This is a genomic window from Thioclava sp. IC9, from assembly GCF_002213225.1.
In the GTDB taxonomy this organism is placed as follows: domain Bacteria; phylum Pseudomonadota; class Alphaproteobacteria; order Rhodobacterales; family Rhodobacteraceae; genus Thioclava; species Thioclava nitratireducens.
Map to the genome: position 1 here is coordinate 214,077 of NZ_NBNX01000001.1, position 22,872 is coordinate 236,948.

The 22,872-nt window shown below is 65.5% G+C and carries 21 protein-coding genes and 1 tRNA gene; 17 read left to right on the forward strand and 5 right to left on the reverse strand.

Annotated elements, in window-relative coordinates:
- Nucleotides 1-108: 108 nt before the first annotated feature.
- Both B6V76_RS00935 and B6V76_RS00940 read left to right on the forward strand, forming a co-directional pair.
- Nucleotides 109-1,272, forward strand: coding sequence for a YihY/virulence factor BrkB family protein (locus B6V76_RS00935; protein WP_077701246.1), 1,164 nt, complete (start codon nucleotides 109-111; stop codon nucleotides 1,270-1,272).
- Between the two features lie 83 nt (nucleotides 1,273-1,355).
- On the forward strand, nucleotides 1,356-1,646 hold the full coding sequence (locus tag B6V76_RS00940) for a hypothetical protein (protein ID WP_088723327.1): 291 nt from the start codon (nucleotides 1,356-1,358) through the stop codon (nucleotides 1,644-1,646).
- A 97-nt stretch (nucleotides 1,647-1,743) separates the two neighbouring features.
- Here B6V76_RS00940 and tig read toward each other — a convergent pair whose 3' ends face one another.
- From tig to B6V76_RS00955, 3 genes are all read right to left on the reverse strand, one after another.
- Nucleotides 1,744-3,072, reverse strand: a complete 1,329-nt coding sequence (gene tig, locus B6V76_RS00945; protein WP_075775047.1) for a trigger factor — start codon at nucleotides 3,070-3,072, stop codon at nucleotides 1,744-1,746.
- 514 nt (nucleotides 3,073-3,586) lie between these two features.
- Nucleotides 3,587-4,522, reverse strand: a complete 936-nt coding sequence (locus tag B6V76_RS00950; protein WP_141104861.1) for a hypothetical protein — start codon at nucleotides 4,520-4,522, stop codon at nucleotides 3,587-3,589.
- 118 nt (nucleotides 4,523-4,640) lie between these two features.
- A tRNA-Leu gene (locus tag B6V76_RS00955) sits at nucleotides 4,641-4,724 on the reverse strand.
- A 173-nt stretch (nucleotides 4,725-4,897) separates the two neighbouring features.
- Between B6V76_RS00955 and B6V76_RS00960 the strand changes: the two genes are divergently transcribed.
- On the forward strand, nucleotides 4,898-5,437 hold the full coding sequence (locus B6V76_RS00960) for a Hint domain-containing protein (protein ID WP_157771585.1): 540 nt from the start codon (nucleotides 4,898-4,900) through the stop codon (nucleotides 5,435-5,437).
- Between the two features lie 210 nt (nucleotides 5,438-5,647).
- Complete coding sequence (locus tag B6V76_RS00965) at nucleotides 5,648-6,379, forward strand: Crp/Fnr family transcriptional regulator (protein WP_088718458.1); 732 nt, start codon at nucleotides 5,648-5,650, stop codon at nucleotides 6,377-6,379.
- 6 nt (nucleotides 6,380-6,385) lie between these two features.
- Here B6V76_RS00965 and B6V76_RS00970 read toward each other — a convergent pair whose 3' ends face one another.
- A complete protein-coding gene (locus B6V76_RS00970; RefSeq protein WP_166504509.1) occupies nucleotides 6,386-7,141 on the reverse strand; it encodes a Crp/Fnr family transcriptional regulator in 756 nt (251 codons plus the stop codon).
- A gap of 215 nt (nucleotides 7,142-7,356) precedes the next feature.
- Between B6V76_RS00970 and B6V76_RS00975 the strand changes: the two genes are divergently transcribed.
- Complete coding sequence (locus tag B6V76_RS00975; RefSeq protein WP_088718460.1) at nucleotides 7,357-7,560, forward strand: hypothetical protein; 204 nt, start codon at nucleotides 7,357-7,359, stop codon at nucleotides 7,558-7,560.
- A gap of 75 nt (nucleotides 7,561-7,635) precedes the next feature.
- Here the strand turns inward: B6V76_RS00975 and B6V76_RS00980 are convergent, their stop codons facing one another.
- On the reverse strand, nucleotides 7,636-9,213 hold the full coding sequence (locus B6V76_RS00980; protein WP_088726441.1) for an NAD(P)H-hydrate dehydratase: 1,578 nt from the start codon (nucleotides 9,211-9,213) through the stop codon (nucleotides 7,636-7,638).
- A 187-nt stretch (nucleotides 9,214-9,400) separates the two neighbouring features.
- On the opposite strand from B6V76_RS00980, the gene B6V76_RS00985 reads away from it, so the two are divergent.
- The 12 genes from B6V76_RS00985 (at nucleotide 9,401) to B6V76_RS01040 (ending at nucleotide 22,618) form a co-directional block, all read left to right on the forward strand.
- Entirely contained in the window at nucleotides 9,401-9,739 is a 339-nt protein-coding gene (locus B6V76_RS00985) for a P-II family nitrogen regulator (RefSeq protein ID WP_075775041.1), read from the forward strand.
- Nucleotides 9,740-9,810: 71 nt separating this feature from the next.
- Nucleotides 9,811-11,217 (forward strand): type I glutamate--ammonia ligase, encoded by a 1,407-nt coding sequence (gene glnA / locus B6V76_RS00990; protein ID WP_075775040.1) that lies wholly within the window; start codon nucleotides 9,811-9,813, stop codon nucleotides 11,215-11,217.
- 281 nt (nucleotides 11,218-11,498) lie between these two features.
- Complete coding sequence (locus B6V76_RS00995; protein WP_075775039.1) at nucleotides 11,499-11,930, forward strand: glyoxalase superfamily protein; 432 nt, start codon at nucleotides 11,499-11,501, stop codon at nucleotides 11,928-11,930.
- 81 nt (nucleotides 11,931-12,011) lie between these two features.
- Complete coding sequence (locus B6V76_RS01000; protein ID WP_088726442.1) at nucleotides 12,012-12,566, forward strand: sugar O-acetyltransferase; 555 nt, start codon at nucleotides 12,012-12,014, stop codon at nucleotides 12,564-12,566.
- Nucleotides 12,567-12,657: 91 nt separating this feature from the next.
- Nucleotides 12,658-13,587 carry an ACP S-malonyltransferase gene (gene fabD, locus B6V76_RS01005; RefSeq protein ID WP_075775037.1) on the forward strand — a complete coding sequence of 310 codons (930 nt, stop codon included), beginning with the start codon at nucleotides 12,658-12,660 and terminating at the stop codon, nucleotides 13,585-13,587.
- Nucleotides 13,588-13,809: 222 nt separating this feature from the next.
- Nucleotides 13,810-14,547 (forward strand): 3-oxoacyl-[acyl-carrier-protein] reductase, encoded by a 738-nt coding sequence (fabG, locus tag B6V76_RS01010; protein WP_075775139.1) that lies wholly within the window; start codon nucleotides 13,810-13,812, stop codon nucleotides 14,545-14,547.
- Nucleotides 14,548-14,762: 215 nt separating this feature from the next.
- Entirely contained in the window at nucleotides 14,763-14,996 is a 234-nt protein-coding gene (locus B6V76_RS01015; protein ID WP_075775036.1) for an acyl carrier protein, read from the forward strand.
- Nucleotides 14,997-15,098: 102 nt separating this feature from the next.
- A complete protein-coding gene (gene thpR / locus B6V76_RS01020) occupies nucleotides 15,099-15,647 on the forward strand; it encodes an RNA 2',3'-cyclic phosphodiesterase (RefSeq protein ID WP_088726443.1) in 549 nt (182 codons plus the stop codon).
- A 231-nt stretch (nucleotides 15,648-15,878) separates the two neighbouring features.
- Nucleotides 15,879-17,237: a GGDEF domain-containing protein gene (locus B6V76_RS01025; RefSeq protein WP_166504510.1), complete on the forward strand. Its 1,359-nt coding sequence runs from the start codon at nucleotides 15,879-15,881 to the stop codon at nucleotides 17,235-17,237.
- An 89-nt stretch (nucleotides 17,238-17,326) separates the two neighbouring features.
- Nucleotides 17,327-18,589, forward strand: a complete 1,263-nt coding sequence (gene fabF / locus B6V76_RS01030) for a beta-ketoacyl-ACP synthase II (protein ID WP_075775033.1) — start codon at nucleotides 17,327-17,329, stop codon at nucleotides 18,587-18,589.
- Nucleotides 18,589-19,755, forward strand: a complete 1,167-nt coding sequence (gene mltG / locus B6V76_RS01035) for an endolytic transglycosylase MltG (RefSeq protein WP_075775032.1) — start codon at nucleotides 18,589-18,591, stop codon at nucleotides 19,753-19,755. The genes fabF and mltG overlap by 1 nt, the downstream gene beginning before the upstream one ends.
- Before the next feature lie 199 nt (nucleotides 19,756-19,954).
- Nucleotides 19,955-22,618 (forward strand): glycoside hydrolase TIM-barrel-like domain-containing protein, encoded by a 2,664-nt coding sequence (locus tag B6V76_RS01040; RefSeq protein WP_166504511.1) that lies wholly within the window; start codon nucleotides 19,955-19,957, stop codon nucleotides 22,616-22,618.
- The last annotated feature ends 254 nt before the right edge of the window (nucleotides 22,619-22,872 follow it).

Genomic DNA, 22,872 nt, shown 5'->3' on the forward strand with positions numbered 1-22,872 from the left:
TAAAGACATATTCGGGCCGAGACGCGCGGCGCAGATCCCGGAACCGCGTACCGCAATCCGGCGTTGGCCCCTAAATAGCCTCCAGAGCTTTGAAAACAGGGGACGCACATGACGAAACGACCGGGGCGAAGCCCACGCGACGCGACATCCAGCACACGCGACAGGCTCGTTCAGGCGGGGCTTCTGGGCTTCGGCGCCTACCTCATGTGGCGGCGTTATCAGGAGGATCGGCAGGCCGCGATCCACGGCCCGACCGAAGGCCGCAGTGCGCGGCATATTCCCGCCACCCGCACCGACCGCTACGACCGGCCCGCCGATCGCGCGCTAGGACGTCAGGCAGAAAGCCCCTTCGCAATCCCCCGCGCAGGCTGGAAGGCCATCGCCGCGCGCGCCTATGGCCAGATCGACGAGGATCGCGTGCTGGCCGTGGCGGCGGGCGTGACCTTCTACGCGCTGCTCGCGCTGTTCCCGGCCTTGACCGCAACCGTCTCGATCTACGGCATTTTCGCGGACCGCCAGACCATGCTGCAGGATCTTGACGCGCTGAAGAACGTCGTACCGCCCGAGGCGCTGAGCCTGATCCGCACCCAACTCGAGCAGTTGATCGGGTCGAGTTCCAACGCACTCGGTCTCGCTTCGATCTTCGGCATTCTGCTGGCACTCTGGTCGGCCAATGGCGGTGTGAAGGCGATCATCGGGGCGCTCAACGTGGCTTATGGCGAGAGGGAGCGGCGGAGCTTCGTGCAGCTCAATCTCTTCGGGCTGGGCATGACGATTACCGGGGTCGTGATGGTCTGTGCGCTGATCCTCGTGGCGGCGGTGCTGCCGGTCGCGCTGGATTTCATCCCGCTGGGCGGCGCCTTCGACGCGGTGCTGCGCTGGGGACGTTGGCCGGTGATGGCACTGGTGCTGATGGGGATGCTGATGCTTCTCTATCGCTACGCACCCGCGCGCAACGCGCCGCGCTGGATCTGGGTCGTCCCGGGGGCGATCGTTGCCTCGCTGCTCCTGCTGATCGTCTCGGCGGCGTTCTCCTTCTACACCTCGAACTTCGCGAATTACTCGAGCACCTATGGCTCGATCGGCGCGGTGGTGGTGCTGATGATGTGGATCTGGCTTTCGACGACGGCGGTGTTGGTGGGCGCGGAGATCAACTCCGAGGCAGAGCATCAGACGGCGAAGGACAGCACCATTGGCGCGCCGCTTCCCTTGGGCGCGCGCAACGCGGCAGTGGCCGATGCCGTGGCGCCCGCGCCCTCGCGCAAACGCTGAGCGCGGCTGGCCTGAAGCAGGCCCAAAATTCGCCGCTTTTGCAGGGAATCCTCGGAGGGCAAGCAACCTGAAGAGGCCCCGAGATGCGGCTGTTTTCGATCCTGCACTTCGCGCTGACCCACACGATCCTCGTGACCGGCGGGCTTTTGTACCTGCACGATCCCGAGGGCGCGCGCGACCGGCTTGCCTCGGTGGGCGAGGTACTGCGCAGCGCGATCCATGACCGGATCGAACCCGGCAACCCGGCGGCGGAACGCACGGCGTCCCTGCAGGTCGACCGGGCCGCGCAGACCCTGCGCGACGTGGCGACCGCGACCGGGCTGCCCTCGCTGATTCCGAACGCCAAATTCCTGAAGGTGCCGGGCGCAGAGTGACGCGGCGCGACCGCGCTCCGCGCCGGTCCACGCCCGGAAACGCAAAAGGCCGCCCCGAAAGGCGGCCTTCGCTAATTTTGGGCTGAGCGCCCGGAGATCACAGCTCGTCGAGCTTCTCGATCTCTTTCTGCAGCTCTTCCTTGGTGACTTCCTTGTCGTCCACCTTGGCTTCACCGGCAATGTAATCGACGACCTTGTCTTCGAAGATCGGCGCGCGCAGCTGCTGCTGCATCTGCGGGTTCTGCTGCACGAATTCGAAGAAGGCGCGCTCCTGACCCGGGTACTGACGTGCCTGGTTCATGATCGCCTGCGTCATCTCGGCGTCGGAGACCTCGATCTCCTGCTTGCGACCGATTTCGGCGAGCAGCAGGCCAAGACGCACGCGGCGCTCGGCGAGGGTGGTGTGCTCCTCGGTGGTCTCGATCTCGCCGTGGTCATGGCCGTGATCGTCCGGGTTCTCTTCGTGATAGAGCTGGTGCGCGATCTGCTTGGCCTCGGCTTCCACGAGCGAGGGGGGCAGGTCGAACTTCACCTGATCGTCGAGCTGGTCGAGCAGGCCGCGCTTCATCACCTGACGTGCGGCGCCCTGGTACTCGGCTTCGAGACGCTCGGCGACTTGCGCTTTCAGCGCGGCGAGGTCTTCGGCACCGAACTGCTTGGCCATCTCGTCGTCGATCTCGGCAGCCTTCGGCGCCTTCACTTCGTGGACCTTGCACTTGAACAGCGCTTCCTTGCCCGCGAGATGCTCCGCACCGTATTCCTCGGGGAATTTCACGGTCACTTCGACGTCGTCACCGGCTTTCGCGCCAACGAGTTGCTCCTCGAAGCCGGGGATGAACGAGCCCGAGCCGAGCTCCAGCGGGTAGCCTTCGCCCTTGCCGCCTTCGAACGCTTCACCGTCGACGAAGCCTTCGAAGTCGATCACGACCTGATCGCCGTTCTCGGCCTTGCCGTCCTTGGCTTCGAAGTTCTTCGCGGTTGCCGCGAGGCTTTCCAGCGCTTCGTTCACTTCACCTTCGTTGGCCTTCACGACCAGACGCTCGAGCTTGACGCCCGAAAGATCGACGTCCGGGATGTCGGGCAGCGCTTCGTACTCGACGGTCACGACCACGTCGTCACCCTCTTTCCAGTTCTCGCCGTCTTTCATCTCGATCTTCGGCTGCATCGCGGGGCGGTCGCCGGTCTTGTCGAAATGCTCGCTCATCGCGCCGTCGACCGATTCCTGCATCGCTTCGCCGAGGATGCGCGGGCCGAATTGCTTGCGCAGCATCGCCATCGGCACCTTACCCTTGCGGAAGCCCTTCATCTCGATCTCGGGCTGCGCTTCGGAAAGCTTCGCGGTGACCTTCTCGTCGAGTTCCTTGGCGGTGATGGTGATCTCGTAGCCGCGCTTGAGGCCGTCGTTCTGGGTCTCGGTGACCTGCATGGTTTGTCCTTTGTCTCTGGGCGCCGCGCGGATCGCGGCCGGTTCTCGAATTTCAGGCGTCCTTCTATTGAGCCTCAGCCATGGTGGCAAGGCGAAAAGGGGCCGCAGAGCGGCCTGCGAGCGGTGAAATGACGCCCGGGCAGGGTGTACGCGTGGGCGAGGGCGGGAACCCGGGATAGGGAGCGGGCAGGGGGGCGCTGACGCGACGGAGGAAGGTGCAGCGGTTGGCGCGGCGGGCGATGCGATGAACGTCTGGTGCGCGCGGGCTCGGAAAGCTGCGGCCGGGGCGCACCACCCCACGAAGTCGCTCCGGCCGCGAAACCGGGATTGCGCCAAACCGGCGCGCCGTCGTGATCTTCCGCCGCTTCGGAGGATCCGCCCCCTTGTTCGCGGATCCGAAGCGAGAATGCCACGATCTTCCCGAGAGGTAAGCCTAACCGAGAAGTGTTTGAAATTCAGCGGTCATTTTCGGACAGATCGCCCGTCACCCGCCCGCGCAACCCGCCTGTGACTTTCACGCGACAGCGCGATAGGCGCGCTCGACCGCTTCGAACTTCACCGCCTGCCGGCGGAAGTGGGCGCGGATGAAATCGGGCGAGAGCCAGAGCCTGCCGCGTCGGCGCGGCTCTTCCCATCCCAGGTTGCCCGCCTCTTCGGCTTTCTGGACCATGCGCTTGATCTTCGAGACCGAGATCAGGAACTGCGCGGCGAAATCGGCGATGCTGACCCGTTCGAGATAGATGCGTCCATCCGTTTCGCGCAGATCGCGCAGCATCCGCGTGAGCGCATGCAGCATCATCCCGCCCGTGTCGGAGCCGAGGAAATGCGCCATCGCCGCGGGCGGGGCGTGCCATTCGGGATCGACCCGGATGATCTCGACCATCTGCCGCTGCATCGCGAAGGCGAGGTCGGGGTCGCGCCGGGCCGCGTCCAGCCGCGCGCCGCCATCGAGGATATCGAGACAATGCAGGTGGCCCTCGCACCAACGCCGCATCCCTTGCTCTGCCAGGGGCGTGGTGGTCACCGGGCGCAGCCGCCCGTCGCCTTTGTACTCGCCGGGCGGGGCGAGCAGCCCATGCGCCTCCATCTCGCCCAGATACTGGCTCAGCGTCTTGCGGTTGATCTCGACATGAGGCGTCAGCGCCGCGAGAAGCCGTCCCGGCGTCAGTTCCGGCGCGCCGGGCTCCATCTTCGCCCTCATCGCCAGCGCGAAACTGGTCTGGCTCACGAGCCAGCGCCGATGCGAAGCCATGTGGCGCGCGATCCGCGGTGTCTGAGCCTGCACGTCGAGCAGCATTGCCGCCACCGCCTGCTGCGCGGCGAAGAAATTCGGATCGGTGGCGATCGTGTCGCGGGTGAGCCAGCGGATGGGAAGGGATGTCTGCGAACCCGAGCCCGGCGACGTGTCTTCGACTGGCCGCCGAGGCGGTGTTTGCGGGCTTTCGACCATCACCTCTCCCACGCATTCGGTCATCCAAGCGGGGGCAATTCGGCCCGCGCAGCCATCTTAAACTAGCGTACACGCGGGAGAAGGCGAGGGTATGGTAGGAAATTCCGGAGGTTGGGAGTGGTGCGGGTGAAGGGACTCGAACCCCCACGCCAAAGGCGCCAGAACCTAAATCTGGTGCGTCTACCAGTTCCGCCACACCCGCATCAGGGGCGTAATAGCAACAGCTTGCGGGTACGGAAAGAGGAAGATGCGATTTTGCTCGTCTTAACGCGTTGGTGAGAGTTAGGCTTTACGCAACGGCACGCCAGAGGCCGAGGTTACGAGTGGGCAAGAGCAGGTATCGCCATGGGACAGGCACCACGGCGGGGGAATGGCATGGCCATGCTCCGCCAGATCATCGAATCCAATCCGCGTCACGCTCTGCCGGGCCCGGCCGGTCCGGAGGTGGCAGCGCGCACCTCGCCTTTGGAGATGCGCAAACCGAAGCCGGATCTCAGCGCCGGGATCGCCGCCGGGGCACGGGTCTACACGCTGGACGGAGCGATTCCCGTGGAGTTTCTCGAGCCCGGCGACCGGATCGTGACCCGTAGCGGGACCTGCAGGCTCAAGGCGCTGCGGGCCGGCGATTACGTGGGCGCGCTGATCCGCATCTCGCCCGGCGCGCTTGGCCATGATCGCCCCGGCGCGCCGCTCATCATCGCACAGGGCGCGCAGTTGATGATGCGCGACTGGCGGGTGCAGGTGATCTACGGCAAGCGCGAGGCGCTTCTGCCTGCGCAATCGGTCGTCGACGGGCATTATGTCACGCTGGGGCAAGGTCGCGCGCGGCTCTTTGTGCTGGAATTCGAGACGCCCGAGGTGATCTATGTCGATGGCGTGGAAATGGCCGCCGCGGTCGCAGGCGTCGAGGCCTGATCCGCACGCGATTTCGACCGATATCCGCCGGTATCAAGGGGGGTGATGCGCTTCGCCGTCACATTCGTGGTAGCATTTCGATGCTACCGCTCACGATCAAGCGCGTGTGTTGACAGGGGCGTATGTCATTTGCTTAGCTCGATCGTGCACCAGAGGACGAGTGCGCAGCGTGGCTGCGAAGAGTGTGGGTAAACCCTTTTGGAGATTGCGATGACGGCACCTTTGCGAAATGCAGAGGCGATCTTGCATTGCGCGGGTTGCACCGCTCGCAACCAAGGCGTCTGCGGATCCCTATCGGATCGTGCTCTGGCGAGGGTCGCCGAACGGGCGCGCAAGATTTCCTGCGCGGCCAATGAGCGGCTCTGCGAAGAAGACGTCAGCTGCGAGCACATCGCGCTGGTGCAGCGCGGCATGCTGCGGATGCAGAGTCATTCGCTCGCCGGGCGGCGCAAGATCACCGGTCTGGTCAGCCCGGGCGATAGCATCGGCCAGCTTCTCAACGGCCATCGGGACACCGCGATCGAAGCGGTGATCGATACGGATCTGTGTCTCTTCGAAGCCGCGACTTTCGCGCAGCTCATCGATCAGGAGCCCGAACTGCGCCGGGCGCTGTGCCGTCAGGCGGAAAGCTGGGTCGAGAAGGCGCGGCGGTTGAGTTGGCTTCTCGGCGCCTTCGCGCCGGCGGCGCGGCTGCGCGCGCTGCTTCTGCTGTCGCGCCATATCATGCCTTGGCAGGCCTTGCCCGATGGCGGCGGCGTCTTGACCATGCTGCTGCCGCGTCAGGACATCGCCGATCTGCTCGCCACGACGCAGGAGACCGTCAGCCGGTCTCTGCACCAGTTCCAGAAGGACGGGCTGATCGACATCCTGAACACCCGCCAGTTCCGGCTCAACGATCTCGACGCGCTGGCCGCGGGGCTGGAGGAGCTTCTGGCGAGCTGAGTGCGCTCAGGCGTCGCGCATCTCCAGCGAATTGCCGGAAATATCGACGAGCGTTCCGAGATTCGAGATCTCGATATCGTAGGGTGTAACGATCCGGATCGCGCCCTCGCGTTCGAGCTGATGAAACGCCCGGCTCAGCGATTCCGGCGAGGTGCCCAGCAAATGGGCGATATCGACCCGCTTGATATGGATATGCAGGCCGAGCCTGATGTTGTCCTGCGCGCAGCTTTCGAGAGTGCGGTATTTGTGGCGGCTCAGGATGATCAGGAGCGAGGCGAGACGCTCGACGACTTTCGAACTGCCGAGCACCATCACCCATTCGCGCGCCGCGTCGAGCTCGTCGAGGATGCTCAGCAGGAACAGCCGCTCCGCCGCGTGCGAACGCGCGAGGATCGCTTCGAATTTCTGCCGGTCGCAGGTCAGGACCGCGCCATCGCTGAGCGCCTCGATCCGGTAGCCCGACGGGCCGTTGAAGGCGCGTCCGAACATGTCGGACGGCGTGATCAGCCCGATGATGTGGCGATGCCGATCCTGGAGCGTTTTCGACATCGCGAGAAACCCGTCCGCGACGAAGCCGATCCGGTCTGCGACTTCGCCATCCTCGATCAGCACGTCGCCCGGCGCGAAACGGATACTCTGCCAGAGCGGTATCATCTCGGTGCGCAGCTCCGGCGGCAGCGCGTCCAGCAGGCGCTGCAATTTGCCCTGCGCCACTACGCCCTCTATCTCGATCCGCTTTCCGGACTTCGAGTGTTCGTTCATCGCGTCTCGTCTCCCTGTCGCAGGGGAGAGCTTAGTCGGGGTGAGGTTCGGATGCGAGGGCCGCGGGGGCGAAAAACCGTGTTGCGCCAGCCTTTTCAGCGTCTTTCCACACGAAGTTGCAGGAAATTCGCGCTTTGCGCCTAGCACGTTGATCAACATCAAGGAATCGCGCCGCGGATTGGAGCTTAGATGAACTGCAACAAAAGGAGAGACGGATGAAGAACTGGCTTATCATTCTGGGCGCGACCGCCGCTCTGGCCGGGTGCGATATGATGACGGGGCCCGCTGGGACCGACGCAGTCGACACTCCCGAAGCCGCCATGGCGGCCCCGGCCACCGCTCCGGCGGATGCGACGGACACGGCACCGGGCGCGCGCAACGGCAACCAGAACCAATCGCGCGAGCAGATGGCGCAATAAGCTGCAACGGGCGGCGAGGGGTCTCTGCCTTTCGCCGCCCGAAACTTTCGCGCCGCGTGCCCCCGACGGCGCGGCTCAGTCGCGGTCAGCGTCCCGCGCCATCAGGGCGCGCAACACTTTCGGGAGTTCTTCGGGCAGGTCTTCGGCGATCAGACCCGGACCGAAGCTGCGTGCCGCCTCGACATGAAGCCATGCCGCAGTGGTCGCGGCGTCGAACGGTTGGAACCCGCGCGCAAGCAGCCCCGCGATCAGCCCCGCCAGCACATCGCCCGCGCCCGCCGTCGCGAGCCACGGGGCCGCACGGTCCTGCGTCGCCGAATGCAGCGCCACGCGCCCGTCCGGTGCCGCGATCGCGGTGTCCGCCCCTTTGAGCAGCACCGTGCAGCCCGCGCGCGCAGCCGCCTCGCGGGTGGCGTCCAGTTTGGAATAGGTCGGATCGTCGCCTGACAGCTTTTCGGCCAGATCTGGAAAGAGCCGTTTGAACTCGCCCGGATGCGGGGTCAGCACGCAGGCCTGGTGGAGCTGGCCGAAGAGCAGGCTCGGGTCGTCGGAAAAGGCGCTGAGCGCATCGGCATCGAGCACCGTCGCGCGTTTGCCCCAAAGCGCCGCCGGCACCATCTCCTGTGCGCGGGATATGCCCAGACCGGGCCCGAGGCAGAGCGCGTTGAGGCGCTCATCGCCCAGAATCCCGCGCAGGCTAAAGGCGTCGGGCAGGGCGCTCAGCATGATCGCGTCGAGATGGGCGGCGTTCTCGGCCAGCGCCTTGGGCGGGCAGGCCAGCGTTACCAGCCCCGCGCCGATCCGCAGAGCCGCGCGCGCAGCCATCCGCGCAGCGCCGCCTTTGCCTGCGCCACCCGACAGGACCAGCGCGTGGCCGTGGCTGAACTTGTGGCCCGTCCGCTTCATCAGGAAATTCGAGGGGCGGTCGATCAGCCGCGCAGCCGCGGGGATCGCATCCTGCGGCAGGCCGATATCGGCGACCACCAGCGCACCGCGCATCGAGGCGCCACCGCCGGGGCGGTCGGGCCCGTCGGACGGATCGAGGTAATGGCCGCATTTCGCGCGGTGGAAACTGACCGTCAGGTCGGCAGGGAATGCCCCCCCGAGATTGCGCCCGCTATCCGAGGAAATGCCGCTGGGGATATCGACGGCGATGAAATGCGGACGCGGTCCCGAGGGATTGGAAAAGCGCCGCGGATAGATCCCGCGCCATGTCTTCGCCGTGTCCTCGGGCATCTGACGGGTCAGGCCGGTGCCGAACAGCGCGTCGATCACCAGCCCGCTCTCCATATCGTCGATGCGGCCTTCGATCGCAGCATCGTCCCATGGCAGCACGTCCCCGATCTGCGCCCAGCGGTCGTGATTGGCTTTCGCATCGGGGGGCAGACGAGCCGGATCGCCATAGGCGTAACAGGCGATACCCCAGCCGCGCGCGGCCAGTAGGCGCGCGATCACGTAGCCGTCGCCGCCATTATTGCCCGGCCCGCACAGCACCACAGCCTGAGCAGGCCCCGGATCGGACCAACGCGAGAAAATCGCCGTGACGACGCTTTCCCCGGCACGCTCCATCAGCTCGAGCCCCGTGACCGCGCCGCGCGCGATCTCGGTCTGTTCGTGTTCGCGCATTTGGCTGGCGGTCAGGATTTCAGGCATGGTCCCCGGGGTTTTCGAAGGAATCGTTTTCAAACTGCTGCATTTTTGTGCTACTTGCACGAATTGCGGGCGCGCTTTTCGGATATCCGACCTCAAAACCGCGCTCCGCCAGCCTAGCCGATTGCGGGGGCTTTGGGAAAGTGGTCTGAGGGGGTCGGAACGAAGACCTGACGGAGGAGTCGGCGGCATGAAAAAGGTGGAGGCGATCATCAAGCCCTTCAAACTCGATGAAGTGAAGGAAGCGCTTCAGGAAGTTGGGATTCAGGGCCTTTCGGTGATCGAGGTGAAAGGGTTCGGACGCCAGAAGGGCCATACCGAGCTTTATCGCGGCGCCGAATATGTCGTGGATTTCCTGCCCAAGGTGAAGATCGAGATGGTGCTGCCCGACGATCTCGTCGACGCCGCCATCGAGGCGATCACGAACGCCGCGCGCACCGAGAAGATCGGCGACGGCAAGATCTTCGTCTCTCCGATGGAGCAGGCGATCCGTATCCGCACCGGCGAGTCGGGCGACGACGCGCTGTAACCTCCGGCATTCCCGGCGGACCCCGTTGCGGGTCCAGGGACAACCCAAGCTCAACGAAAGGGTAATGTGACATGAGCATCAAGGACGCTCTCAAACTGATGAAGGACGAAGACGTCGAATACGTCGACGTGCGCTTCACCGATCCGCGCGGCAAGCTGCAGCACGTGACGCTGATGCATACCGAAGTGGACGAAGATTTCTTCGAAGAAGGCTTCATGTTCGACGGCTCCTCGATCGCCGGCTGGAAGTCGATCGATCAGTCCGACATGAAACTGATCCCGGACGCGTCCTCGGTCTATATCGACCCCTTCTACGCCGAGAAGACCATGTGCGTGCACTGCACCGTGGTCGAGCCCGACACCGGCGAGCCCTATGCCCGCGACCCGCGCGGCACGGCTGAGAAGGCCGAAGCCTATCTCGTTGCCTCGGGCATCGGTGATACGGCCTTCTTCGGTCCGGAAGCGGAATTCTTCCTGTTCGACGACGTGAAGTTCTCGGTCTCGATGAACAAGGTCTCCTACGAGGTCGACGCGATCGACGCGGCGTGGAACACCGACACCGATTACGAGATGGGCAACATGGGCCATCGTCCGGGCGTCAAGGGCGGCTACTTCCCGGTCAACCCGGTGGATGACGCGCAGGACCTGCGTTCGGAAATGCTCTCGACCATGAAGCGCATGGGCATGAAGGTCGACAAGCACCACCACGAAGTGGCCTCGTGCCAGCACGAGCTGGGCCTGATCTTCGGGACGCTGACCAAGCAGGCCGACGACATCCAGAAGTACAAGTACGTCATCCACAACGTGGCGCACGCCTATGGCAAATCGGCGACCTTCATGCCGAAGCCGATCACCGGCGACAACGGCACCGGCATGCACGTGAACATGTCGATCTGGAAAGACGGCAAGCCGCTGTTTGCAGGCGACAAATACGCTGACCTGTCGCAGGAAGCCCTGTGGTTCATCGGCGGTATCCTGAAGCACGCGAAGTCGCTCAACGCCTTCACCAACCCGTCGACCAACTCCTACAAGCGTCTGATCCCGGGCTTCGAGGCTCCGGTTCTGCGCGCCTACTCGGCCCGCAACCGCTCGGGTTGTGTCCGTATTCCGTGGGCGGAATCCCCCAAGGCAAAGCGCGTCGAAGCCCGTTTCCCCGATCCGTCGGCGAACCCCTATCTGTGCTTCTCGGCTCTGCTGATGGCCGGCCTCGACGGCATCAAGAACAAGATCGATCCGGGCCCGTCCTCGGACAAGGATCTCTACGATCTGCCGCCGGAAGAACTGGCCTCGATCCCGACCGTTTGCGCCTCGCTGCGTGAAGCGCTCGAGACGCTCGAGAAGGATCACGAGTTCCTGCTGGCCGGTGACGTGTTCACCAAGGACCAGATCGAGGGCTACATCGCACTGAAGTGGGAAGAAGTGTACGCGTTCGAGCACACCCCCCACCCGGTGGAATACAAGTACTACTACTCCTGCTGAACGGGAGAGGGACAGTGATGGGAAGGGGCGTCCGGTCGGGCGCCCCTTTCGCATTCGGGGCGTCTGCTATGGCGCTTTCGCATCGCCGGACGCCGGGTAAGGCTGCATCCCTTGACAGATGCGCCCCCGCCGCCCATCTCTCGGCCTTGGCTGCCGGATGCCTGCCGCCCGCGGGGCGTTTCCCTTGGTGAAATCCGGTTCACGATCGCTCTCCTTACTTTCGGGGGCTCTTCGGCAATGCGGGCCCCGAAGCGGTGGATCATCCCCGTGGAGACGAAACGATGACTGTAAATGCAGTGAAAGACGTAAAGGCGCAGGCGCGCCGTCTGGCCGAGGCGATGGCGCAGGCGGGCAATCCGGTTGCGCTGTCGAAGGCGTATGAGTTGACCGCGCAGGCGGCGGGTCATGCCGACTGGAACACGATGGTGGCGGCGCTGCGACGTGCCGAACCGGCTGCACACGCGAAGGGCTATGCCTTGGGCGATGCGGTGCGCGGGCGCTATCTGGGCCATCCGGTGAGCGGCCGCGTCCATGCGCTGCGGCGCAAGGGCGAGACCCATTACGACATCGAAATTGCGCTGGACGAGCCGGTGGATGTCGTTGAAAGCGCTGCGTTTTCCTCGATGCGGCGGCGCGTGCGCGCGACCATCGGCGCGGATGGGCGCTCGATCGGGCGGCGCTCCGACGGGGTCGCGCATCTCGAACTGGACTGAGGAGAAGGGGCGCATCGAGCGCCCCTTTTTCTTTGCGCGTAGCTGGGGCAGGATCGTCCGGCGAGATGGCGGGGAGGGATCATGCGCTCGGAAAAGGACAAGATGCTGGCGGGCGAATTGTATCGCGCCGAAGGGCCGGAGATCGAAGCCGATATGGCGCGGGCAGCGGCGTGGATGGACCGGTTCAACGCGACCGTCGCGCATAGTGCCGCGGACTGCCACGCGCTGCTGTTGGAGCTGTTCGCGGAAGTGGGGCAGGGGACGCGCATCCGCCCACCGTTCCATTGCGATTACGGCAGCAATATCCGGCTTGGAGCCGGAGTCTTTCTGAATTTCGGATGTGTCATCCTCGATGTGGTCGCGGTCACGATCGGCGACCGGACGCAGGTCGGTCCGAAGGTGCAGATCCTGACCGCCGATCATCCCCGCGATCCGGAGACGCGCCGGACCGGGTTGGAATTCGGGCGGCCCGTGCGGATCGGCGCGGATGTCTGGATCGGCGGTGGGGCGATCATCCTGCCGGGGATCACGGTGGGCGATGGCGCGCTGGTCGGCGCGGGGGCCGTCGTGACGCGCGACGTGCCGGCGGGTGCGACGGTCGCGGGCAATCCGGCGCGGATCATCGTTAAAGCGTGAGAGGCGGTGCAGGGTTGGCCAAGGGCAGCGAACTTGCCCCGCCGCGCCCTTCTCGCTAAGGGAAACCAAAGATCAATCAGGAGGATCAGGCATGAGCCGCGCATTCGTATTTCCCGGTCAGGGCGCACAGGTCATCGGCATGGGCAAGGCATTGGCCGACGCCTATCCCGCCTCGAAAGCGGTCTTCGAAGAGGTCGATGAGGCGCTCGGGCAGAAGCTGAGCGCGCTCATCTGGGAAGGCGAGCAGGACGAGTTGACGCTGACCGCCAACGCGCAGCCCGCGCTGATGGCGACGTCTATCGCGGCGCTGCGGGCGCTGGAAGCCGAGGGCTTTGCGGTCACAGATGCGGCCTATGTCGCGGGTCACTCGCTGGGCGAATATTCCGCGCTTTGTGCGGCGGGGTCGCTGAGCCTGCCCGACACCGCACGCCTGCTGCGCGTGCGCGGCGACGCGATGCAATCGGCGGTGCCGGTGGGCGTCGGCGCGATGGCCGCGATCCTCGGGCTCGATTTCGAGGCGGCGTCGAAAGTCGCTGCCGAGGCGGCGCAGGGCGAGGTCTGTCAGGCTGCAAACGACAACGATCCGAGCCAGGTGGTGATCTCGGGCAACAAGGCGGCGGTCGAGCGGGCCACGGTGCTCGCCAAGGAAGCGGGCGCGAAGCGGGCCGTGATGCTTCCGGTCTCTGCCCCGTTCCATTGCGCGCTGATGCAGCCTGCCGCCGATGCGATGGACGCCGCGCTGTCGCAGGTCGAGATCAAGGCGCCGGTGGTGCCGCTGGTCGCCAATGTCCGTGCAGAGGCGGTGAGTGATCCGGCCCTGATCCGCGAACTTCTGGTCGAGCAGGTCACGGGTTCGGTGCGCTGGCGCGAGAGCGTCGCGTGGATGGCCGCTCAGGGCGTCGACGAAATCTGGGAGATCGGCGCGGGCAAGGCGCTCGCAGGGATGGTCCGGCGGATCGCCAAGGACATCACCTGCCGCGCGATCGGCACGCCGGAAGAGGTCGCCGCGCTGAAGGACTGAGGGCTGAGCCGGGGGATCCTCCCCCGGACCCCCTGGGATATTTCCGCCAAGAGGAAGGCGAGGCCGTCCGGGGTCGCCATCGAACCGGACGGCCTTTCCATGTGGCGTCGCACGCGGTGGAGCGCCTATTCCGGCGGGCGCAACCTTGGCGTGTGGCACTTGGAGTTCCCTAACGACACATTCGCTGATATGAGAGCGTCGACTTAGAAACGAGGTAGCATGATGTTCGATTTGAAAGGCAAGCGCGCGCTGGTGACCGGAGCTTCCGGCGGGATCGGGGCCGAGATCGCGCGAGCGCTCCATGCGGGCGGCGCGGCCGTGGCGCTGTCGGGCACGCGGGTCGAGCCGCTCGAAGCGCTGGCCGCCGAGCTGGGCGAGGGTGCCTATGTCTGCCCGGCCAACCTGAGCGATCCCGAAAGCGTCGAGGCGCTGCCGAAAGCGGCGATCGATGCGATGGGCGGTCTGGACATCCTCGTGAACAATGCCGGAATCACGCGCGACCAGCTGGTAATGCGGATGTCGGACGAGGATTGGCAGTCGGTGATCGACGTGAACCTGACGGCGGCGTTCCGCCTGATGCGCGCGGTTCTTCGCCCGATGATGAAGGCGCGCTGGGGCCGGATCATCAACATCACCTCGGTGGTCGGCCAGACCGGCAATCCCGGCCAGGTGAACTATGCCGCAGCCAAGGCGGGTCTCGTCGGCGCGTCGAAATCGCTCGCGCAGGAAGTCGCGACTCGCGGCGTGACGGTGAACTGCGTGGCGCCGGGCTTCATCGAGACGCCGATGACGGACAAGCTCACCGATGCTCAGAAAGACGCGATCCTGTCGGGCATCCCGGCCGGGCGCATGGGCACGCCCGAAGAAATCGCTGCCGCCGTGCGCTATCTCGCGAGCCCCGAGGCGGGCTACGTCACCGGCGCGGTGCTTCATGTCAACGGCGGCGGGACGATGGCCTGACGTCTTTGTGACCCAACGGCATGGCCGCCTTTGTTAGGGTGGAGAAACGTCTTGCCATGGGCCACGGCAATCGCTAAGAGCGCTGCAGACGAGCCGGGCGTAACAGCCACGGCTCTGAATTGCGGTCTTCGGGTTGACCCGGGGCGCGCGGGTTGAGACGCTCGTAAACGAGCAAGCATGAACGGGCTAGGCCCTATAAACTTTGAGGAATTGACATGAGCGACATCGCTGATCGCGTGAAGAAGATCGTCGTGGAGCATCTCGGCGTGGAAGAGGACAAGGTCACTGAGAGCGCCTCGTTCATCGACGACCTCGGTGCGGACAGCCTCGATACGGTCGAGCTGGTCATGGCCTTCGAAGAAGAGTTCGGCATCGAGATCCCCGATGACGCCGCCGAGAACATTCAGACCGTCGGCGATGCGGTTAAATTCATCTCGGAAGCGCAGTAAGCCTTAACGGCGGACGCTGAGAGAGAGTTAAGGGCGGCGCTTCGGGAAACCGGAGCGCCGCTTTTCTTTTGCGCCAGATGCGCGGGTGTCGGGGAGGATTGCATGCGGAGTTTCGTCGCGATCGAGTTGCCCGAGGAGCATATCGAGGCGATCGAGGGGTTGCAGGCCGATCTGGCCGCGGGGCGGATCGTGCAACCGGAGAACCTCCACCTGACGCTGGCCTTTCTCGACGAGATCGACATCGGACAGCTGGAGGCTCTGGACGACAGGTTGCGCGAAATCGACTGGGCGCCGGGGCCGGAGGTGGTGTTGGCAGGGCTGGAGACCTTCGGCAGCCCGGCGCGGCCCGAGGCGCTAGTACTGGGTGTACAGGCCGATCCCGAGCTGCTCCGCTGGCACCGTGCGGTGATGGCGGCGGCGCGAGCGGCGGGGATCGACCTGCCGCGGCGACGGTTCCGCCCGCATGTGACGCTGGCACGGTTCGGCAAGCGGGCAGGAGCAGGGGATTTGGCCCGGCTGGGGCGATTCATGGCCCGCGAGGGGGCAGTGCGCTTGCCGGGATTCGGCCCCGATCACGTGGCGCTGATCCGCTCGACTCTTGGGCATGGGCCGCCGCGCCACGAGATGCTTGCCAGTTATTTTATGTCATAAGACATATATTAAGGAAGATGTGAGCGAAAACGCGGCTCTTGAGAGTGGCTGTTAATCGTTTGTTAACGAATTGGGCCGTCTCCTGATCCTATCGCGGGCGCTTTACGACAAACGCTCAATGCCCGTGCAGATCTTGGTAGTCACATGTCAGTCTTTCGCCGGGCGCAGGTTGCGGTCCGCCCCCTTTTGTCTTTCGCGGCGACGCTTGCCGCTTTGGGTCTGATCTCCCGATTGGCCGTTCAGTCGGGCGTCGGCCCGGAGCCGTTGCGCGCGCTGAACGGGTGGATCGGGATGGGAACCGGGACGGCGGGCGCGGTGCTGGCTCTGGCGGGGGCGCTCTCCTGTGGCCGGGAGGTACGGATCGGGGCGCGTGGGCTGGCCGCGGCGAGCCTGCTGCTTTGCCTCGGGCGGGGCGTGCCCGCGCTCGCGCCGCTGTACCTGTGGGACGGCGTACCCGTGATCGAGCCGAGCGCCGCGACGCTTCTCGCGATGACGGCGGCGGCGTTTTTTGCGGTCGAGGCGCGGGCCTACCTGATCGGCACCGTTGCCCATATGACGGTTTTCGGTGGCGCGTTGATGTATCTGTTCTCGCATGTTTTCGTCCACGATCATCTGTCGGGGGAGATGTCGCTCGGCGCCTCGGTGGCGATCCTCTGTCTGGCCTATGCCGGGGTGATCTGCCGCGGCGACCGCGGGGTGATGCGGGTGCTGCTCAACGAACACGCGTCTGGCCGGCAAGCGCGGGCGCAGATGCTGCTGGGCGTGGTCGCACCGATCCTTCTGGGAACCTTCTGCCTGCTCGCCGATCCCGAATTGGCCACGCGCGCGGAAATGCTGCTGCTGCTCGCGACGATCGTGGGAGTGAATGTCGGCCTGATCATCCTGATGGCGGTCTCGCTGGAGCGGACGGATCATGCGCGGCGTGCCGTGGAGCGGAAACTTCTCAACCGCGCGATGCGGGACGGGCTGACCGGGCTTTTCAATCGCGAGATGCTGTCGCGGCGGTTTCAGCAAGCCTTTAGTCAGGGGATGGGCGAGGGGGTCCCGTTCACCGCGCTGATGATCGATATCGACCATTTCAGGCAGGTCAACGATCGCGGCGGACATGCGCTCGGCGATCTGGTGCTGCGCCGCGCGGGGCGCAAGATGCGCGCGCAATTGCGGCTGGAGGACACGCTGGCGCGGATCGGTGGCGATGAATTCGCGGTGATCCTGCCCGGCGCGCGGCTGACCGAGGGCCTCGAGGCGGCGGAGCGGCTTCGCGCCGCCGTGGCCGCGCTGGGTTTCGAGGGGCAGCAGGCGCCTGGTCTGCGGGTCACCGTCTCCATCGGGGTCGCCGAATGGGAGTGCGGCGAGGAACTGCGGAGCCTTTATGCGCGGGCGGACGGGGCGCTCTACGCGGCGAAGAACCGCGGGCGCAACCGGGTTCTGCTGGCGCAGCCCTCCTTCGATCTCCGCGCCTCGGCGCCGCCCTTTGTCGCGCCGGACACGCGGGTCGAGGCGCTCAAGCTGAAGTCTGCGTGCCAGCCTGAACCGGTCGCGCGACGCGGCGCAAACCCGTCCGAACTGCAGCCATTCGCCGGACGGTAACCCGCCTGCCGCTTTGGGTTGTGATTGCGCCTTTGCGCGCCCGCGTGTATCAGGTCTGGCAAGATATTTTGCTGAGAAAGAGGTCACGCATGCGCCGGGTAGTTGTCACGGGTCTGGGGATGGTCACGCCGCTGGCTTGCGGGGTCGAGGAGACCTGGTCGCGGCTCATCGCGGGTCAGTCGGGGGCGGGGACGATCTCGCGCTTCGATGCGTCCAACGTGACCACTAAATACGCCTGCGAAATTCCGCTGGGCGACGGCTCCGACGGCACGTTCAATCCCGACGACTGGATGGAGCCGAAAGAGCGCCGCAAGGTCGACGATTTCATCCTCTACGGGATGGCGGCCGCGACGCAGGCCGTAAAGGATTCCGGCTGGGAGCCCGAGGATGAAGAGGGTCGCCTGCGCACCGGCGTGATGATCGGTTCGGGGATCGGGGGGCTCAGCTCGATCGCCGATACCGCCGTTCTCATCAAGGAAAAGGGTGTCCGCCGTGTCAGCCCGTTCTTCATCCCGGGCGCGCTGATCAACCTCGTCTCGGGGCAGGTCTCGATCCGGTTTGGCTTCAAGGGGCCGAACCATGCGGTCGTCACCGCCTGCTCGACCGGCGCGCATGCCATTGGCGATGCCGCGCGTCTGATCATGCTGGGCGATGCCGATGTGATGGTCGCCGGCGGTGCGGAAAGCCCGATCTCGGAGATCGGTATCGCGGGCTTCAACGCCTGCAAGGCGCTCTCGACCAAGCGCGGCAACGAGCCGGAGGCCGCGAGCCGTCCATGGGATGCCGATCGCGACGGGTTCGTGATGGGCGAGGGCGCGGGCTGCGTCGTGCTGGAGGAATACGAGCACGCCAAGGCGCGCGGCGCGAAGATCTATGCCGAGGTGCTGGGCTATGGCCTGTCGGGCGACGCCTATCACATCACCGCGCCGTCCGAGGATGGCGATGGGGGCTTCCGCGCGATGAAAGCGGCGCTGGAGCGGGCCGATCTGAACCCCGATCAGGTGGATTACATCAACGCGCATGGCACCTCGACCATGGCCGACGTGATTGAGCTGGGGGCGGTGCAGCGCCTGCTGGGCGATGCGGCGTCGAAAGCCACGATGAGCTCGACCAAGTCCTCGGTCGGCCACCTTCTGGGTGCGGCTGGCGCAGTGGAGGCGATCTTCTCGATCCTCGCTATCCGCGATCAGATCGCACCGCCGACGCTGAACCTCGACAATCCGCCGGAAGAGGCCGTGATCGACCTCGCGCCGAAGACCGCGGTCAAGCGCAAGATCGACGTGGCTCTGTCCAACAGCTTCGGCTTCGGCGGCACCAATGCGAGCCTCGTGATGGGCAAGGTGGATAGCTGATGTGGCGTAACATCGTCTCGAATTTCCTGACGCTGCTGATCGTCATTCTCGTCGCGCTTGGCGGCTTGGTCGCCTGGGCGAAGAACCAATATGTCGAGCCCGGCCCGCTGGCCGAGGCGATGTGCCTGCGCGTCGCGCCGGGCGAAAGCCTGCAGGGCGTGTCGTCGAAGCTGAAGGAGAAGGGGGCTATCTCCTCTTCCTATCTCTTCCGCACCGGTGCGCAGTATGAGGAGAAGGCCGACAAGCTGAAATTCGGCTCCTACCTGATCGAGCCGAACACCTCGATGCAATCCATCGTGGGGCAGATCACATCTGGCGGGCCTTCGACCTGCGGCTCGGAGCTGGTGTTCCGGATCGGCGTGAACGGCAACGAGGTGCTGCTGCGCGAGCTGGACCCGACCACGGGCGATTACCAGAAGGTCGCGGAATACAATCCCGAGAGCGAAAAGCCGCCCGAAGGCTTCGAGGAAAAGGCCGACCGCGTCGATGTGCGCACCCGCGTGACCGTCGTCGATGGTGTGACCAGCTGGCAGATCGTGCAGGGGCTGAAGGAAGCGAGCTTCCTGTCGGGCAAGATCGACGGGGTGCCGGGGGAAGGCACGCTCGCGCCCGACAGCTACGAGGTGACGCGCGGGGCCGACCGGCAGGCGCTGATCGATCTGATGTCCGAGCGGCAGTCGAAGATCCTCGCCGATGCCTGGGACGGACGTGCCGAGGGGCTGCCCTATGACGACCCGCAGCAGGCGCTGACCATGGCCTCGATCGTCGAGAAGGAAACCGGCGTGCCCGCTGAGCGCCCCGAAGTGGCAAGCGTCTTCATCAACCGTCTCGAAAAGGGCATGAAGCTGCAGACCGACCCGACGGTGATCTACGGCGTGACCGAAGGCAAGGGTGTGCTGGGCCGCGGGCTGAGGCAGTCCGAGCTGCGCAAGGCGACGCCCTACAACACCTATGTCATCGACGGGCTGCCTCCCGGACCGATCGCGAACCCGGGCAAGGCGGCGATCGAGGCGGCGTTGCATCCCGATTCGACCGACTACCTGTTCTTCGTGGCAGATGGGTCTGGCGGGCATGCCTTCTCGAGCACGATCGAAGAGCATAACAAGAACGTGGCGAAGTGGCGCGAGATCGAGAAGCAGCGTCAGGAAGACGCATCAAGTAACTGATATCACGTAAAGAACCCCGGTTTTCGCCGGGGTTCTTTTTTGCCCACGCCGCACAACCCGGAATTTAGAGCTTGACTCTGCGAACGCTCTCGGGTAGAAGTTTGGCGTGCTAGGAGAAGTGGGCAAACGCCGCGGGGCAACCCGACGGCGTTTTTTCATGTCTCTCGAACGGACCAACTTGGAACGGGTGGGTTCGTACGTGACGCAAGACAACATGATGAACGAGGCGGGGGGGCCGGTCGATCTTCTGGATCAGACCGAAGCGCTCTATCGCGACGTGGCCGAGGAACTGGCGCAGGCGCTGCAGGGGGTGCGGCGCGGCGAGATATCCGAGGCGAAAGCGGCGGTGCAGGCGGTCAAGGACCTCCGCACCGCTTTTCATTTGGTGATGGAGGAACGAACGCGTGTCGAGAAACTCCGCAGACAGTTGGCAGGCGTCGCCGCCTGGCTCGCCTCCGCGACGCCTGAGAGTGTCGAGGCGTTTCTCGACGGGCTTGATGACAATGCATTGCTCGCGCTGCCCTGGATCTTCGAGTTCTGGGCGCTCGATCATCAGCTTCCGCCCGAAGGGGATTGGAAAAGCTGGGTGATCATGGGTGGGCGCGGCGCGGGCAAGACGCGGGCCGGGGCCGAGTGGGTGCGTGCGCAGGTGGAAGGCGCACGCCCGCTCGACCCCGGGAGGGCGCGACGTGTGGCGCTGGTCGGCGAGACCTTCGATCAGGTGCGCGACGTGATGGTGATGGGGGAGAGCGGGATACTCGCCTGCTCTCCGCCCGACCGCAGACCGGTCTGGGAAGCGACCCGGCGCCGGCTCGTCTGGCCGAACGGGGCCACGGCGCAGGCGTTTTCCGCGCATGAGCCCGAGGCGCTGCGGGGGCCGCAATTCGACGCGGCCTGGGTCGACGAGATGGGCTGCGCCGCGATCGACAAGGGCACCAACGAGCCCAACAAGTTCCTCGATCCGAAAAGCTCGGAAAGTGCGCTGCCGCATTACTCGGACGGGCGGCGGGACGACTACATGCAGATGCAATATCTGCGGGCGATGACATCTTATTGGGGGGATGACGCGCGCAACCCGGTCTCGGAGTTCTATGGCGGCCCGATGGTGGATATGTCGCACGCTCATGTCTGGGCTTGGGACGTGCGACCTTATCCGCAATTTCCCGGGTTGCCGGACCTCTGGGAAGATGCTGCGAATTACGCGCGCGGACATTGGATTTCGGGGCGGGCGACGGCCCAGCCTCTGGCGCAAGTGGTGGGAGAGATATGTGCGCTTGCGGGCGTTTCCGTATTCGACGTGAGCGCGCTGCACGGTGTGGTGCGCGGATATGCGATGCCCGGTGGGATCACGCCGCGCGGGGCATTGCAGTCGTTGAGCTTGATCTACGGCTTCGATGCGTTGGAGCGCGACGGGGTGCTGGTGTTCCGGATGCGCGATGCGTCGGTGGATGCGGAGCTTTTGCCTCCGCTGCTGGCGTTGGATGGTGAGGATCAGAGCCTCGAGACGCGGCGCGTCCCGGAGGCAGAGATCGCGGGACGGGTCCGGCTCGCCTATGTCGAGGCCGATGGCAGTTTCGAGACCCGCGCGGTGGAGGCGATCTTTCCTGATGAGGTGGATGGCCCGGCCTCCGCGAGCGAGGCGCCCCTGGCATTGACCCGGGCCGAGGGAATGCGTGTCGTCCATCGCTGGCTCGCCGAGGCGCGCGTGGCGCGCGATACGGTGCAGTTCACGCTCCCGCCTTCGATGGGATGGCTCGGGCCGGGGGATGTCGTGGTGCTGCAGACCGAGGAGGGCGCGCTGCGCTACCGGATCGACCGGATGGAACGCGCTGAAGCGATCCGTGTGGAGGCCGTGCGAGTGGAGTCGGGAATTTACGACCCCTCGGAAGAGACCGACGAGGTGGCGCGGATCGAGAGCTTCACGCCCCCGGTGCCGGTGACGCCGGTGTTTCTCGATCTGCCGCTTTTGACCGGGGCGGAAGATCCTTACGCGCCGCATCTTGCGGTCACTGCAAGCCCTTGGCCGGGGGCGGCCGCGCTCTATTCGGCGCTGGAGGATGCGGGCTATGCGCTCAACACGAAGGTCGAGACGCAGGCGGCGGTCGGGGTGACGCAGGCGATCCTGCCGCGCGCGCAGAGCGGTCTGTGGGACCGTGGTCCGGGCTTGCGGGTGAAGATGCTCTCAGGGGAATTGCACAGCGCCAGCGAGGCCAGTGTGCTCGCCGGGCTCAACGCGATGGCGATCGGCGATGGGTCGTCGGATCGGTGGGAGATCTTCCAGTTCGTCACCGCCGAGCCGGTAGATCCGGGGGTATGGGATATCTCGACCCGGCTGCGCGGGCAGGCGGGCAGCGACGCGGTGATGCCCGATGTCTGGCCGGAGGGTTCGGTCGTCGTGATGCTCGACGGGGCACCGCGCCAGATCGAGGTCGCGCCCTCGGCACGTAATCTGGCGCGCCACTACCGCGTGGGGCCGGCGGGGCGGGGCTATGACGACCCTTCCTATATTCACACGGTTCAGGCCTTCGCGGGGATCGGGTTGCGGCCACTGTCGCCTTGTCATTTGCACGCAGGGGCGCAGGGCGGCGATCTGCGGCTGAGTTGGGTGCGCCGGACGCGGATCGGGGGCGACGACTGGGAGGCGCTGGACGTGCCTTTGGGGGAGGCGTCCGAGCGCTACCGCGTGCGGGTTCTAGAAGGGCAGACGATCCGGCGCGAAGTGATCGTGAGCACGCCGGAATGGACATATGGCGCTGCGGAGCGCGCGGAGGACGGGATGATCGCGGCGCCGACCTTCGAGGTGGCGCAGATCTCGGATGTGTTCGGGCCGGGACTACCGGCGCGGCTGATCTGGACGGGATAAGATGCGCGCGGTGCTCGACGGCGATCTGATAACGCTTGCACGGGCGGTGATGCTATGGCCGGAGGAGCGCCGCGTGGAGCGACTCCACCGGCTTTTCGATCAAGTCCATGCGGCCGATCGGTACTGCAAGAGGTTGCGTCGTGTGCACCCCTGCTGGGGCAACGGCGCGATCCTGAGCATGGCGCTGAGGATGCCGCGGGCGCGGGCAGGGCCGGGCGATCCGCGCTATCTGTCCGCGCTAGGCTGCGTCTGCG

Excerpts from the sequence above, each read along its gene's own strand:
- B6V76_RS00935 (WP_077701246.1), top strand. The coding sequence starts at position 109 with ATGACGAAACGACCGGGGCGAAGCCCACGCGACGCGACATCCAGCACA.
- B6V76_RS00940 (WP_088723327.1), top strand. The coding sequence starts at position 1,356 with ATGCGGCTGTTTTCGATCCTGCACTTCGCGCTGACCCACACGATCCTC.
- tig (WP_075775047.1), bottom strand. The coding sequence starts at position 3,072 with ATGCAGGTCACCGAGACCCAGAACGACGGCCTCAAGCGCGGCTACGAG.
- B6V76_RS00950 (WP_141104861.1), bottom strand. The coding sequence starts at position 4,522 with ATGGTCGAAAGCCCGCAAACACCGCCTCGGCGGCCAGTCGAAGACACG.
- B6V76_RS00960 (WP_157771585.1), top strand. The coding sequence starts at position 4,898 with ATGGCCATGCTCCGCCAGATCATCGAATCCAATCCGCGTCACGCTCTG.
- B6V76_RS00965 (WP_088718458.1), top strand. The coding sequence starts at position 5,648 with ATGACGGCACCTTTGCGAAATGCAGAGGCGATCTTGCATTGCGCGGGT.
- B6V76_RS00970 (WP_166504509.1), bottom strand. The coding sequence starts at position 7,141 with ATGAACGAACACTCGAAGTCCGGAAAGCGGATCGAGATAGAGGGCGTA.
- B6V76_RS00975 (WP_088718460.1), top strand. The coding sequence starts at position 7,357 with ATGAAGAACTGGCTTATCATTCTGGGCGCGACCGCCGCTCTGGCCGGG.
- B6V76_RS00980 (WP_088726441.1), bottom strand. The coding sequence starts at position 9,213 with ATGCCTGAAATCCTGACCGCCAGCCAAATGCGCGAACACGAACAGACC.
- B6V76_RS00985 (WP_075775041.1), top strand. The coding sequence starts at position 9,401 with ATGAAAAAGGTGGAGGCGATCATCAAGCCCTTCAAACTCGATGAAGTG.
- glnA (WP_075775040.1), top strand. The coding sequence starts at position 9,811 with ATGAGCATCAAGGACGCTCTCAAACTGATGAAGGACGAAGACGTCGAA.
- B6V76_RS00995 (WP_075775039.1), top strand. The coding sequence starts at position 11,499 with ATGACTGTAAATGCAGTGAAAGACGTAAAGGCGCAGGCGCGCCGTCTG.
- B6V76_RS01000 (WP_088726442.1), top strand. The coding sequence starts at position 12,012 with ATGCGCTCGGAAAAGGACAAGATGCTGGCGGGCGAATTGTATCGCGCC.
- fabD (WP_075775037.1), top strand. The coding sequence starts at position 12,658 with ATGAGCCGCGCATTCGTATTTCCCGGTCAGGGCGCACAGGTCATCGGC.
- fabG (WP_075775139.1), top strand. The coding sequence starts at position 13,810 with ATGTTCGATTTGAAAGGCAAGCGCGCGCTGGTGACCGGAGCTTCCGGC.
- B6V76_RS01015 (WP_075775036.1), top strand. The coding sequence starts at position 14,763 with ATGAGCGACATCGCTGATCGCGTGAAGAAGATCGTCGTGGAGCATCTC.
- thpR (WP_088726443.1), top strand. The coding sequence starts at position 15,099 with ATGCGGAGTTTCGTCGCGATCGAGTTGCCCGAGGAGCATATCGAGGCG.
- fabF (WP_075775033.1), top strand. The coding sequence starts at position 17,327 with ATGCGCCGGGTAGTTGTCACGGGTCTGGGGATGGTCACGCCGCTGGCT.
- mltG (WP_075775032.1), top strand. The coding sequence starts at position 18,589 with ATGTGGCGTAACATCGTCTCGAATTTCCTGACGCTGCTGATCGTCATT.